This window comes from Paenibacillus sambharensis, assembly GCF_003233845.1.
Taxonomy (GTDB): Bacteria; Bacillota; Bacilli; order Paenibacillales; family Paenibacillaceae; genus Paenibacillus_I; species Paenibacillus_I sambharensis.
The window spans coordinates 53,273-66,589 of the sequence record NZ_QKRB01000048.1; the positions used below are offsets into that span (position 1 = coordinate 53,273).

The window sequence follows — 13,317 nt, forward strand, 5'->3', positions numbered from 1 at the left end:
AGAAAAACCTCCAGCACAGTCCTATCCCCTGCCGGAGGATAAGCTGCACATAGAGGTTTATGGATGATACCGGTCTAGCTTGCCGATGGTTTGTTCGGTCCAAGGACATACACGGTGTAACCCTTTTTCCTGCCGAACTTCAGAGCATAAGATTCACTGTCGAAATAGACATCAATCTTATTACCTTTGATGGCACTTCCAGTGTCTTCCGCACGGCGGAAGCCAATGCCTTCAATGTAGACCCACCAGCCGATCGGGATAACCTTCGGATCAACTGCTATCGTGCGTCCTTCCTTTACGCGGGCTCCGGAAGCCGTAATGCCATACTGAGGATGGCTTTCGTCTTTGCCGGTTGAAGCCACGCCGGCCGAATAGGCCGTTAAGGTGACGTTCTTAATCACCTTCTTGGATTTAAACGATACGCCCTGCTTCGTTACAGTAGCACCAGCGCTTGATGATTGCGCCGACAGGATTCCAACTTCGGGCTCCGGCTTCTTCGTACCGACTGCCACAATGTGATCCCGCTTGGACGTCTCCATATATTTGGTGACGAGCCGGTTTTCGACCAGCTGTCCGTCCTCGTATACTTTTTCGAATTGTTTGACGATAAGCCCTTCCTGACCCTCTTGAACGACCTTCTGCTTGCCGACTTCAAGACTAGGATCTTTGCGCTTCACCACAGTGAAGGGCATCGTATGTTCGGTTTCGGTCAACTTCGTGTCGACGCGGGTAACCGATACAGCCATATGGGCTTTAAGCTCAGCATTCAAGGCCGGGAAAACCTTATCCTGCTCGCGAATCGCAATATCAGATTGCTCGATCGCTGCCCCAACTGTTTTTCCTGTCGTGTAGAACGTTTTTGATTTCCCGTCAGCCTTTACGGTTACCTGTACAGCCTGGTCGATGACAACCTGGTCTCCATCCTTCACTGGAGCATCCAGCGGATGGGAAACCTTATCATGCGGACCAACCGTAATGGCCTGTTCATCCAGTAGGCGTTGAAGGACCCATTGCTTCGTAGAAACAACAGTTTCTTGTCCATTCACTACTACGGAGACGCTCTTATCAGCCGTTCCGTACAACAACACCAAAAACATGAAAGTCATAGCGATTGAGATAATTCCGCTTAAAAGAATCAAACGCAAGTTTTCATGCTTCCATCGCAATGCGAAAGTCATGCTGGATGATCGTTTACCATGGGATTCCTTAACTTGGAAAGCGCCCACTTCTTCGGTCCTCCTTCATAGCCCCGCCGCCCTAGAGTGACATGAGTATAAATGACGCGACTATTGGTAGTATGCGTGCGAGCACGCTGTTCCAGTTACACCGCAAAGCCCCACCCCCATGATGAAAACCTATGACGTCCTTTTACGTATTATTCAAAAAATAAAAGAAGCCGACGTCAGAGGATCCTTCGTGGCTTCCGGCAGGAATGGATTCATAGGCTAGTGGATGCACGAGATCTCTCTATGAACGCTTACGAGGTTAGCTGTCGGGTTCGGGCGAGAGAGCCGCCCTAATGGTCGATGCCCAGCCAGTATAATGGCCAGACAATCTATCAAATTCACCCCTAGAAGAATTCAAATACATTCCTTGCCCGTGGGTTAGGCAGAAGGATGTATCGGTTCCCCCGCTCTCCATATGGAGATTAAGCGCAACTGGAAATGGATACAAACTCAAAAGCTCTGAGAAGAATCATACCGCCTTTGGACCAGCATTGTAAAGAACGCGAAAAAAGCGATTTACAGCTTATTTCAGGAAAATCACGCAAAAAAGTCGCGATACGGCGAAGTAAAATCACTTTTTTCACCGTAAAGGTCGCTTTTCCTAATCTTTTTGCAAGATTTCGCTAGAGACCAAACAATTTTTTGGCATTCTCCATCGTGATTTTTTCTATTTCTCCCCTGTTTTTACCTAAGATTGCCGCTGCTGCGTCCGCTACATAAGCCACGTAAGATGACTCATTTCGTTTGCCGCGATAAGGCTCAGGGGTCAGGTATGGGGAGTCGGTTTCGATCAGCAGCCGGTCTTCCGGCACCTTGGCAAGCACCTCCTTGGGCACTCTGGCATTCTTGAACGTAACAGGTCCCCCGAAGGAGATATAGAAGTTCATGTCCAGACATTGCTTGGCCGTTTCCCAGCTTCCCGAGAAACAGTGCATGACCCCTCCCACCTCTTCAGCCTCTTCCTCCTGCAGGATGCGAACCACATCTTCATGAGCATCCCGGTTATGGATGACAACCGGTTTACCCACCCGCTTGGCCAGCCGGATCTGCTTGCGAAATACCTCATGCTGGACATTCTTGGGTGACGTATCCCAGTGGTAATCCAGTCCGATCTCACCAATTGCCACTACCTTGGGGTGGGCGGTTAACCGCTCAATCCAGTCCAAGTCCTCTTCCCTCATATGTATGCTCTCGACGGGGTGCCAGCCGACAACCGCGTATATAAATTCATACTTCTCTGCCAGCTCTATTGTGGTGGGAATGGTCTCTCTGTCGAAGCCGACATTGACCATAATTTCGACACCAGCTTCCCTTGCGCGCTGAATAACAGCTTCCCGGTCATGGTCAAATTTCTTGGAATCCAGATGGGTATGTGTGTCGATTAACATAGGTTTTTGGCTCCTTTTCTCTGTCGGATTAGCAGCTACACGCCAAAAAGTTGTCGAATTTCATCATCTAATTGATTATTATGTTTCAAGAGTTCTTCTTCGGGGTAATAAAGGTGATACTTGCCTCTATGAAGCCCGGCAATCGACCGGATGATATCCGACTTATCGGATATATCCTCCAGTTGTTCTTTGCTGCCGAGCAGTAGAATAGGCGCTTTTTCTTCGCCTTCAGAGTTGCCCGGACGGTATACATGATACGGAAGATCAAACGGATAATCAATTTCCAGATGATAGTCCGGGTGAAGACCGATTTTCTCGAAATTGGCGCGTATCTGTGCATTAAGGGTCTCGTCCATTTGTTCCACCGTTACATATTTATACAATGCCCGATCAATGAACCGCTCACACAGATTGGCCAGAAGCTGATCCTGCTCATTCATCCATTGGCTGAAGACGGTTTGCACCAGTGCTTCATCCAGCTGAAGATACGCTGCGACGTCCAAATCGTTGCTAAGCAGCTTCTCCAGCGGCTCCATCATGAATTGAAATGTGTAGGTACCCGCATAAAGCTCCTTCGCTCTGCGAAATATTTGTCTGAGGATTATTTCGGAGCTGCGGGTGACTGGGTGGAAGTAAACCTGCCAGTACATCTGGTAACGGGACATCAAGTAGTCCTCCACGGCATGCATGCCGCTTTCCTTGACGACAATCTTGTCGCGGTACGGACGAAGCACACGCAGAATCCGATCCAGATCGAAGGTGCCATAATTAACGCCGGTGTAATAAGCATCCCTTAACAGGTAGTCCATACGGTCAGCGTCCATCTGGCTTGATACGAGACTGATGACAATTGGTTGAGGGTAAGTTTTGCAGATAACGGATGCCACTTTGGCCGGAAAATCTTCCGATACTGAACGAAGCACTCGATTAATCTCTGTATCTTCCATTATAATGCGGCAGGTCCACTCCTCATGATGGGTGTCAAACACATCCTCAATGGAGTGGGAGAAGGGTCCATGTCCCACATCATGAAGCAGAGAGGCGCATAACGAAACCAGGCGTTCTTCCTCGGGCCAGTCAGGATATTTATTTCGTTCGAATTGCGATATAATCTTGCGTGTGATTTCATATACACCGAGCGAATGGGAGAACCGGCTGTGCTCCGCTCCATGGAAGGTTAAATAAGAAGTTCCTAGCTGTCTGATTCGCCGTAAACGCTGGAATTCTTTCGTATTAATAAGATTCCAGATGGTCTGGTCTTGCACGTAGATATACTTATGTACCGGATCTTTGAATACTTTCTCTTCGGCCAAGTCATGCCGCATACTTCTCACCCCGCATATAATGGATACTATTATTTCGACAAAAATTCTGTCGACTGCAGTCTTTTGTCGAATAATGTCGATCTATCATTTCCAACCTCCTCCCTCCCGAATTATGGAAATCATGGACGTTTTGTTGAGCACGCCGCACTTTTTACGAAATGTGCATAAAATATCTCATTTTCCTGTTGACTATTATGGGAATGGTTGGTACTATAGATATTGAGAAAAAAGTAAAACGATGTCGAATAATGTTGAACTCATTGAGAGGGGAAAAGATAAATATGATGAAATCTACAGGTATTGTACGTAAAGTTGATGAACTGGGACGGGTTGTTATCCCGATTGAGCTTCGCCGCACACTTGGCATTGGTGAGAAGGATGCTTTGGAGATTTACGTGGACGGCGAGCGGATCATGCTCAAAAAATATGAGCCTGCTTGTATCTTCTGCGGTAATGCAGAGAATGTCACGTACTTCAAGGGCAAAATTGTTTGCAATGAATGTATAACAGAATTGCCTACACCTGTGACAAAATAAGAATTATAGGTTATAATAAGGACACATTCCATTTGTTAATTCTAACCTTTTTATACTCCTTGATGCCTTCCTGTGCTAGAACCCGGCCAGGAAGGTCTTTTTTTTTCTAATCTTCATCTCTCCGGCCGGGTTTTGGCTATCCTCCCTTTACGTATCCTCCTGCTCTTCGAGCACTCTGCTGTACACATCCCGCTTCGACATTCTGCGATCTGCCGCCGCTTTCTTCATCGCTTCCTTTCGGTCGCCCGACTGCTCTTCATAATAAGCCACATGTCTGGTCAACGTCCAATCCTTCCAGAAGGCTTGTTCAGCCTGGTCTGGCCGATCGCCTGCAGCCGCTCCGCCTATAACGATACAATACTCGCCTTGGGGCGGATGCTCGGCCAGAAACTCCAGGGCTTCTTCCACTGTGCCTCTAGCCACTTCCTCATGGCGTTTGGTCAGCTCCCTTACAAGCGCAAGCTCCCGGTTTCCCCACACCTCTCGTACAGCATGCAGGGTCTTGACCAGTCGATGCGGGGATTCATATAACAGCACTGTTGCCTGCTCATACTGCAGCTCGGTCAAGAAGGCCTGCAGAGGTTTACGATCTCTTGGAGGAAATCCGGCAAACAGGAACCGTTCCGTTGACTGACCGGAAACAACAAGAGCCGAGAGCGCTGCGTTGGGCCCCGGAATCGGAACAACCGGAATTTGCTGGCTGATGGCATCCCGCACAAGATCAGCACCAGGATCAGATATCGCAGGCATGCCTGCGTCACTGACCAGCGCGATCGATTGACCTGCCTGCAGAAGCCGTATCAGTTCAGGTCCACTGTTGTGCTTATTGTGTTCGTGATAGCTGACCAGACGTGTGGATATCTCAAAGTGAGTCAGCAGCTTCCTTGTCTGTCTCGTATCTTCAGCAGCGATCAGATCCGCTTCACGAAGCGTCCGCACAGCCCGGTAGGTCATGTCCTCGAGATTGCCTATAGGTGTTCCTACTATATATAAAGTACCGGCCTGTGAATTCCTCTCACCCGAGAAGCTCTTCTGAACGATCATTCCCCTACCTCCTTCTTACCCACATTTGCCGATCCGTAATAAATCTCCATCAGCTCATCATGGTACTGCTTGTTTTCCTTGTATACAATAAGCGGCTGCAAAATTTTCACTTCCGGTTTCGCATCCCTCATCGCTTCAATTAACACCATGTTAGACTCCGAACCCTGGTAGGGATGAACGAAGCGGATGCGCTTGGGCTCCAGCTTAACCTGCTTCATATACGTAATAATCTCGATTAGCCGTGTGGGCCGGTGAACCATTGCCACTTTGCCGCCTGATTTCACCAGTCTGGCGCAGGCCGTTACCACATCCTCCAGCGTGCAGTGAATCTCATGCCTTGCGATGGCATAATGGCTGTTTGCGTTGGCATCGCCCGTATGAGCCGGCATATAGGGCGGATTGACTGTAACTGCATCATACACGCCATATCCGCTGCTGAGGTGAAAGGTTCTGAGATCTCCCTCGTAAACCGTGAGACGGTCTTGCAGTCCATTAAGCTCGATGCTGCGTCTGGCCATGTCAGCAAGGCGAGGCTGAAGCTCCACAGCATCAATGGAAGCCTTCGTACGTGTCGACATCAGCAGAGGAATGACACCATTACCGCTGCACAGGTCAAGGACACGCCCTCTCATCGGGATATGGGCGAACCGGGCCAGCAGTACAGCATCCATGGAGAAGCTGAACACCTCAGGACTCTGGATAATATGCAGATCATGGGTAAGCAGGTCATCTAACCGTTCAGACGGGTGCAGCTCAATTTGCGGCTCCAACATACAATCTCCTTCTTCTGCAAAAGAGGACCCCTACGGGTCCCCAAGTTGTTGTTCATTCAGTTACTTGTTCAAAAACGAGAGACAGAACAGGCAGTCGCCCTCTGTTCTTAGGTGACCGTAATAAACATTACAGATATGGAACCCTTCGTGATACAGCCTTGCCAGATTGTCGTACCCTTCCCCAACAGGGGACTGGATAAAACCTGCAGGGCCCAATTCCTGCTCGGCTGGATTAACAGCCTGCTTACTACGATCCTCATTGGCCGTCTCAGATGTCCCGGCCTTAAGCATCCTGCGGAGCTGCTGATTCTCAAAGCTGAGACGGTTATTCTCTTCAAGCAGCGTCTTGATCTTAAGTTTCATCTGACCGATTTCCGTATGAAGTTCGCTTATACTTGACTCCAGCTTGTCCATTTGTGCAAAAAGATGATTTTTCTTCTCCACTTTCCCACCCCAGAGCATGCACGAAACGATCGTTTATTTTACGACAACATCATCAAACGGAAGCTCTTTCGGCTTGCCTCCCGTTTCAAACAGCTGGACATACACGGTCCGTGAAGAAGCATTAATGCCGGTTACCTTACCTTCCCCTAAGGAGGTAATAACGACTTTGCCTACAGCAGGCAGTTCTTCCCGGACGCTTTCATAATTATCATGCTCAAACTTCAGGCAGCACATTAACCGGCCGCATAAACCAGATATCTTCGTTGGATTAAGGGATAAGTTCTGGTCCTTGGCCATCTTGATCGATACCGGCTCAAAATCACCAAGCCAGGACGAACAGCACAGCACACGGCCGCACGGGCCGATTCCGCCAAGCATCTTGGCCTCATCACGTACTCCGATTTGCCGAAGCTCAATCCGTGTGCGGAATACGCTGGCCAGATCCTTGACCAGTTCCCGGAAATCCACACGGCCTTCAGCCGTGAAGTAAAAAATAATTTTATTACGGTCAAACGTGAACTCCACATCAACCAGCTTCATGCGAAGCTTGTGGTCACGTATTTTCTCTATGCATGTTGTAAAAGCATTCTTGGCAGCGTTCTTGTTCTCTTCCACCACTTTGGCATCGGCATCGCTTGCGATCCGGATGACCTTCTTGAGCGGGAGGACAACATCAGCTTCACCTACCTGCTTTTGCCCAACAACGACTTTGCCGTATTCGACTCCGCGTGCAGTCTCCACAATGACATGCTGATCGCTTTGAACAGGATGTGTGGCCGGGTCGAAGTAATAAATTTTGCCTGCTTTCTTGAAGCGGACACCGACTACATTATACAAGGACTTAGCCCTCCTGTATGCTAACTAAGAATTGCTCAAGTGCAAGCTGCGGGGATACATGCGCACGGATACGCCTTCCCGCCTCCAGAGCCAGCTCCATATGCCTGACCCACGTCTCGGGAGGACGCTGAAATGCTCGCTTGCTGAGCCAGTCTGTCTGGTCTATATAAACGAGATCCTGCTTCCTGCCTGCCTGTATATGGAGCAGATCTTTATACCATAATACTAACAAAGCAATAAGCAGATCGGATGAATAATCAAGACCTGATTTGAATACCTGTTGGCCTGCTGTCACAATAGCGGACGAGAACCTCTCCAGGCTGTCCTTCCCTAATTGTATCACTACGTTTCTTGTTTCTGCAAACCCCTCTTGCTGGATAAGCCGGCGGCTTGCGTCAAGACCTGACGCCAATTGTACCGCTGCACGCGCAAGCAGCTCCGGCTGGCCCTCCTGCAGCAGCTGCTCCAGCATCTCGCTGCGTGATACAGGCAGGAAGGGAACAAGCTGTGCCCGGGACCGAATTGTCGGCAGCACAGCATGACTGTTCTCCGTAATCAGGATCGCGACTACAGCAGAGGCAGGCTCCTCAAGAAACTTAAGCAGGCCGTTGGCGGCCTGCAGGGTCATTTTTTCCGCTTGCTCCATAATATAGACCTTGCGCTTCGTATTCCCGGCGCGGTAGGACATATCCCGCTGAAGCTCCCGGATCTGATCGATCTTGATGGACGCTCCCTCCGGCACAATACGATGAAGATCCGGTTCGTTCCCATGCATAAATTTTCGGCAGGCCAGACACTCTCCGCACGCATCATCGCCAGCCTTCTCACAGAACAGAGCCTGTGCAAAAGCTAGGGCGGCGGCCTCCCGTCCCGTACCCTGCGGACCACTGAACAAATATGCATGTGACACCTGCTCGCGGCGCAGGGCAGTCTGCAGGATACGCTTTGCCTTGCCCTGGCCAGGAATGGTTTGAAATGACATCTCGTTAATCCCTCTCTGTCACCCTTGGAAACTTAATATAACAGGTTGATCAGCATCCCCCTGATTTCGCCCATATGACCGAGCAGTGCGATTCGGCCCTGTTCGGACTCAAGCAGCTCTTCTGCCATCTGTACGAGAGCTTCATCAATCTCGTCGAGCAGCTTATACCGTTTGGTCCGGCCTTTACGGTCCCAGCCTTTGGTTTCCTTCAAACCGACTCCCCGTCTCGCCGTATCCTCTAGGAAGCGCTTGACCATCTCCCGGTACAGCTTAAGCTCGCGTACCGTCATATGCCGTGCGAGCCGCTCTCCCTGATTATGAATGTCCTGCAGCTTCCGCTGCAGCTCTTCCTGTGTCCGCTGCTTTTCCTGGCCGCCCATAACGTCCGAGAAGTTCGGCAGCTGTGCGGGCCGGGGCGGCATATCGGTACGAGTCCGGTCCTGGCCAAGCGGCCGGTAGCCTGGATTTATCTTCATGTGTGATCTCACACCCAATTCCCAAGTTGTATTATACCTGTTGCTTATTAGAACTGCAGCTAATCAGAAATGTTCAAAACGCTCTACCGGCAGTACGAAGACGGCGGCACCGCCGACCTGGACTTCCACCGGGAAAGGCATATACGAATCCGTCGAACCGCTCATTGGTGAAACAGGTGTGACGAGTTGGTCGCGTACCTTACAGTTGTTACGGATAACCTGCAGCACATCCGGCACACGCTCATCCTCGATACCAATCATGAACGTGGTGTTTCCCGCGCGGAGAAAACCTCCGGTACTGGCCAGCTTTGTGGCACGAAAGCCTTCGCTTACCAAAGAATTGGATAACCGGTTGCTGTCCTTATCCTGTACAACGGCAATGACTAGCTTCATCCTAACCCCTCCTGCTTCACAATAGTCATCAATCTGTATGGTACATCTCACATATTATGAAATGGTACCTATTTCTGTTTATTATTTGACACGAAGGTATGAAAACCCTTTAATCCGTGCTGCAGTTTCGGTAATAACTTGTAGAAGAACATCGTCAATCATCCGGTTTGCATCCACCTTGATCAGCCGTTCAGGGAATTTCTCCAGCAGCATAAGGTACCCTTCTCTCACCCGCTCGTGGAAGGATAGTCCCTCCAGATCGAGGCGGTTGATCTCCCGCTGCTTGGCTTCATGAATCCGCTGCAGTCCCAGCCTAGGATCCACATCCATATACAGCGTCAAATCGGGCATCGCTCCCTCAATTGCAAACCGATTAATGTCCCAAACCTCGTCCATGCCGAGGCCGCGCGCATGTCCCTGGTAAGCCAGGCTGCTGTCGACAAAACGGTCACAAAGCACGATGCATCCTGATTCCAATGCCGGCAGCACTCTCTCAATTAGATGCTGTCTTCTTGCTGCAGCATAGAGAAGCGCTTCGGTTCGCGGGTCCATCATCGTATGGACAGGGTCCAGAATAATGGACCGGATTGATTCGGCTATCGGGATTCCGCCTGGTTCACGTGTGGTAACCACTTCATAGCCCTGCTGCTCAAGGTAACGGGTGAGCCCTTTGATGACAGTCGTCTTCCCGGCGCCCTCGCCACCTTCTATTGTCATGAAGAAACCTTTGCGCACTTGTTATACCCCTTTTTGCACCATCTGCTTCTAATCCACTTTAACCTTACCTTAATAATAGCAGAGGCATTGTTAAACCTGAACCTTTTTATTATGTTCATTCTTGCGTTTCATGACACGAATGCTTGGTATTCCCGCAAGCTCTGCCTGTTGAAAACGGGCACCCCTGGCAGCGAGCCCGGTAATGACTTGGATAACCTCCACGCTGATAGTCTCTCCATGATAGACAAGAGGAATGCCCGGCGGATAAGGGATTATCATCTCAGCAGCTATCCTGCCTGCAGCTTTCTCTACAGAAACCTGCTCCGTCTCCTCATCCTCTGGCAGCTGGCGCTGTATTCGGAAAGGCGCTTGAACCGGATCTGCCGAAGCAAATGCCAGGCCTATTGAGGAAACAGCTGCCATACTGACTGCCTCCTCCGCTTCCCCATGATTAGAATCTAGCTGTGCCATGATCGTTATAAGAACATCCACAAGCCGGTCAGCAGTATCCAACTCCGTGTTGGCGCCAAAGATCAGCACAACATGCCGTTCATCCGCCATCTCCGCCCATATCCCCTGATTCGACAGCAGCTTAAGCAGCATATAACCGCTAACACGGCCAGACGAATCATAAATCACCGGCCGCAGCGGATCAAGTGCTTCATAAGCAGTGTGGCTAATCCCATTGTCTCCAATCAGCCTTATAGGCAGGCCTGCGGACTGCAGACGTGCTTTGAAGTGTTCTACGGCAGCCAGCCCCTTACTGAAGTAGCCGGGACCTTTACAATCCAGCTGTGCTCTTGTGATATCCAATGATGCAAGCAGCGGGTAAGAGGGGCTTGTGCTTTGAACCATTGTTAACGCATGCTTCAGACGCTTGGAGTTCACAAGACTTCCTCTAACATGAAGCATAGCAGCCATCGTCATGGCCGTCAGCGTCTTGTGGGTGGACTGTACAACAATATCAGCCCCTTGCTGCAGGGCAGACTTCGGAAAGGCTGAATGAAGGCCATAGTGAGCGCCATGTGCTTCATCCACAAGCAGCGGTACTCCCGCCAGATGGGCAGCATCGGCATAAGGCTGCAGATCCGTACTCATTCCATAGTAGTTTGGCGTGGACAGCAGTACAGCCTTAGCATCAGGATATCGATGTAATGCCTCTTTAATCGACTTAAGCGCCGGTACAGTTGGCAGTCCTGTCTCCGTATCAATTTCTGGCATAACAAAGACCGGTTCAGCCCCGGCCAGCATCAATCCGTGTATAACCGACTTATGGACATTCCGCTGGATAATAATCGAATCTCCTTGCTTACATACAGCCAATATCATCGCAAGGTTGCCGGCTGTGCTTCCCCCCACCAGGAAGTGAGTTTCCTCTGCTCCGAAGCACAATGCCGCCAGCTGCTGCGCCTTCAGAATGGCCCCTTCCGGATGATGAAGGTCATCCGTATCCGCCAGCTCTGTTACATCGATCGAGAATACAGGCAGCAGCTCTTTAAAGTCCGTATCATCAAGTCCTTCTCCAGACTTATGACCGGGCACGTGCATGCTGATTGGACTGCCGTCCCTATGCTTTAATAAGGCTTCGTAAAGCGGCGCCTTAGCGATCTGTTCTTTCATGTCTTGATTCCTCTCTGTCATTCTTCTCTTTCTTGAACCCCTTTATCTTTATTAAAACATAAATAACCGGCAAGCAGCCCCCTTTCGGAAGACTCGTCTTACCGGTCAAATATCCTATTAAACGGTTCATGCATTCTTCTGAATCCATATTTGCTTCAATTGATGCACAAAGAAGAGATACTTGTCATCTTTGACATCGGTCCTGACCATTTCTGCTTCGCAGCCCTCGCATACAAACCCCGTTATAATCCGAATGCCGTCTGCTTTCTCCTGGCCGCATATAATGCAGTGCTGGGTATCAACCTCATACATATAGGTATCGCCGCCCTTTTTCTCAATCTCTTACCTACCATTATGCCACAAATTCTACGAGGCCATACTTGTTTCATAGCCTAATTCAAATATTTATACACTATATGTACATCATGTCTGTCCTGTTCCAGCCATTCATTTCATAGTCCCTTCTTCCGATAATTAACTGTAGAACAGGGCATTTGCCCTTTAACTTAATCGGGAGGAAGCGTATGAAGAGGGAACAGCAGCTAAACCGTAATGCAACGATCTACCACTATCAACTCATACATAAAATAAATATACCGCAGGAAGTTATGGCAAGCTATATGTCGATCAGTCTGATCTTCGGCTTATTCCAATTCCTTATGTATCAGTGGAGCGGACTCTTAAGCTGGATGCTGGGCATTCTCATCATTCAAGTCGTTCACTACCTGATTATTCGTCTAACCATGATCCGTGTGGACGAGCCAGATGACCGCAGATGGAGCTGGCGAAGTACAATCCCATGGATTGGATACGTCCCTGTCCAGATGGTGGACCATGGACTCTTCCGCAAGCTCCACCGCCACTTGCTCTGGTTTGGTCTCTGTATGATTGCCGTGATCTATCCCTGGGCGCCAGAGCCCTATATGGTGAGCTTAATATGCTGGCATCTCTGGACATTAATGCCCCGGCTCGTCATTCTTCATAAGCTGCGCAAAAATAGAAGAGACGGTGTGCTAAAACTGCAATCCAATGAGGTTTGCTTCTATCATCGTTAAGCCGATCATCAGATCGGCTTTTCTTCGTCTAACCGATTCTAATGGAAACAAAAAATAACCCGTTAAGCAACATGCTTAACGGGTTATGCGTGCTTGGCAACGTCCTACTCTCCCAGGACCCTGCGGTCCAAGTACCATCGGCGCTGGAGGGCTTAACGGTCGTGTTCGAGATGGGAACGCGTGGATCCCCTCCGCCATCATCACCAAACAGTGTTTTTCGATGCTGCGCTTCTCCGAATCCCTTCAGAAAAGACACTACCATCATCATCATTAGGCTTCATTGAAATACTTCAGAAAAGACCGGACCATCTGCATGGCTGCGCTTCTCCGAATCACCTCAGAAAATACACTATCATCGAAGTTTATTACAGGGTGTTACACCCTGAAAACCGGATGCGAATGAAGTTATAGAACTTAGCTGGTTTGTTTGTTCTTAATAGGATAAGCCCTCGACCGATTAGTATTCGTCAGCTGCACGCATTGCTGCGCTTCCACCCCGAA

Annotated in this window: 15 protein-coding genes, 1 rRNA gene and 1 riboswitch; of the genes, 2 read left to right on the plus strand and 14 right to left on the minus strand. The window is 49.6% G+C overall.

Annotation, left to right across the window (positions count from 1 at the left end):
• Positions 1-74: 74 nt before the first annotated feature.
• From DNH61_RS15990 to DNH61_RS16000, 3 genes are all read right to left on the minus strand, one after another.
• Complete coding sequence (locus DNH61_RS15990) at positions 75-1,226, minus strand: resuscitation-promoting factor (RefSeq protein ID WP_425452258.1); 1,152 nt, start codon at positions 1,224-1,226, stop codon at positions 75-77.
• Between the two features lie 232 nt (positions 1,227-1,458).
• Positions 1,459-1,665, minus strand: a riboswitch (cyclic di-AMP (ydaO/yuaA leader).
• A gap of 184 nt (positions 1,666-1,849) precedes the next feature.
• Entirely contained in the window at positions 1,850-2,614 is a 765-nt protein-coding gene (locus DNH61_RS15995; protein WP_111147688.1) for a TatD family hydrolase, read from the minus strand.
• Positions 2,615-2,649: 35 nt separating this feature from the next.
• Positions 2,650-3,939, minus strand: a complete 1,290-nt coding sequence (locus tag DNH61_RS16000) for an HD domain-containing protein (protein WP_111147689.1) — start codon at positions 3,937-3,939, stop codon at positions 2,650-2,652.
• A 281-nt stretch (positions 3,940-4,220) separates the two neighbouring features.
• On the opposite strand from DNH61_RS16000, the gene DNH61_RS16005 reads away from it, so the two are divergent.
• Positions 4,221-4,475 (plus strand): AbrB/MazE/SpoVT family DNA-binding domain-containing protein, encoded by a 255-nt coding sequence (locus DNH61_RS16005; RefSeq protein WP_111147690.1) that lies wholly within the window; start codon positions 4,221-4,223, stop codon positions 4,473-4,475.
• Positions 4,476-4,622: 147 nt separating this feature from the next.
• Here the strand turns inward: DNH61_RS16005 and rsmI are convergent, their stop codons facing one another.
• The 10 genes from rsmI to DNH61_RS16055 all read right to left on the minus strand — a co-directional run bounded on the left by rsmI (position 4,623) and on the right by DNH61_RS16055 (position 12,073).
• The gene (gene rsmI / locus DNH61_RS16010; protein ID WP_111147691.1) at positions 4,623-5,519 is read right to left on the minus strand and encodes a 16S rRNA (cytidine(1402)-2'-O)-methyltransferase; all 897 of its coding nucleotides are present in this window, start codon (positions 5,517-5,519) and stop codon (positions 4,623-4,625) included.
• Positions 5,516-6,292 (minus strand): tRNA1(Val) (adenine(37)-N6)-methyltransferase, encoded by a 777-nt coding sequence (locus tag DNH61_RS16015; RefSeq protein ID WP_111147692.1) that lies wholly within the window; start codon positions 6,290-6,292, stop codon positions 5,516-5,518. The genes rsmI and DNH61_RS16015 overlap by 4 nt, the downstream gene beginning before the upstream one ends.
• Before the next feature lie 60 nt (positions 6,293-6,352).
• Positions 6,353-6,736, minus strand: a complete 384-nt coding sequence (locus DNH61_RS16020; RefSeq protein ID WP_111147693.1) for an initiation-control protein YabA — start codon at positions 6,734-6,736, stop codon at positions 6,353-6,355.
• Between the two features lie 33 nt (positions 6,737-6,769).
• Positions 6,770-7,573, minus strand: a complete 804-nt coding sequence (locus tag DNH61_RS16025) for a PSP1 domain-containing protein (protein ID WP_111147694.1) — start codon at positions 7,571-7,573, stop codon at positions 6,770-6,772.
• Between the two features lie 4 nt (positions 7,574-7,577).
• The gene (gene holB / locus DNH61_RS16030; protein ID WP_111147695.1) at positions 7,578-8,555 is read right to left on the minus strand and encodes a DNA polymerase III subunit delta'; all 978 of its coding nucleotides are present in this window, start codon (positions 8,553-8,555) and stop codon (positions 7,578-7,580) included.
• Positions 8,556-8,587: 32 nt separating this feature from the next.
• Positions 8,588-9,031 (minus strand): YaaR family protein, encoded by a 444-nt coding sequence (locus DNH61_RS16035; protein ID WP_111147696.1) that lies wholly within the window; start codon positions 9,029-9,031, stop codon positions 8,588-8,590.
• Between the two features lie 63 nt (positions 9,032-9,094).
• Complete coding sequence (locus DNH61_RS16040; protein ID WP_111147697.1) at positions 9,095-9,424, minus strand: cyclic-di-AMP receptor; 330 nt, start codon at positions 9,422-9,424, stop codon at positions 9,095-9,097.
• Positions 9,425-9,505: 81 nt separating this feature from the next.
• Positions 9,506-10,159 carry a dTMP kinase gene (gene tmk / locus DNH61_RS16045; protein WP_245948207.1) on the minus strand — a complete coding sequence of 218 codons (654 nt, stop codon included), beginning with the start codon at positions 10,157-10,159 and terminating at the stop codon, positions 9,506-9,508.
• A gap of 72 nt (positions 10,160-10,231) precedes the next feature.
• Positions 10,232-11,761 (minus strand): aminotransferase class I/II-fold pyridoxal phosphate-dependent enzyme, encoded by a 1,530-nt coding sequence (locus DNH61_RS16050; RefSeq protein ID WP_111147698.1) that lies wholly within the window; start codon positions 11,759-11,761, stop codon positions 10,232-10,234.
• A 126-nt stretch (positions 11,762-11,887) separates the two neighbouring features.
• The gene (locus DNH61_RS16055) at positions 11,888-12,073 is read right to left on the minus strand and encodes a sigma factor G inhibitor Gin (RefSeq protein WP_111147699.1); all 186 of its coding nucleotides are present in this window, start codon (positions 12,071-12,073) and stop codon (positions 11,888-11,890) included.
• A 212-nt stretch (positions 12,074-12,285) separates the two neighbouring features.
• Here DNH61_RS16055 and DNH61_RS16060 point away from each other — a divergent pair, with 212 nt between their 5' ends.
• Positions 12,286-12,816, plus strand: coding sequence for a transposase (locus DNH61_RS16060; protein ID WP_111147700.1), 531 nt, complete (start codon positions 12,286-12,288; stop codon positions 12,814-12,816).
• Between the two features lie 91 nt (positions 12,817-12,907).
• Here DNH61_RS16060 and rrf read toward each other — a convergent pair.
• Positions 12,908-13,024, minus strand: a 5S ribosomal RNA gene (gene rrf / locus DNH61_RS16065).
• Positions 13,025-13,317 lie beyond the last annotated feature (293 nt).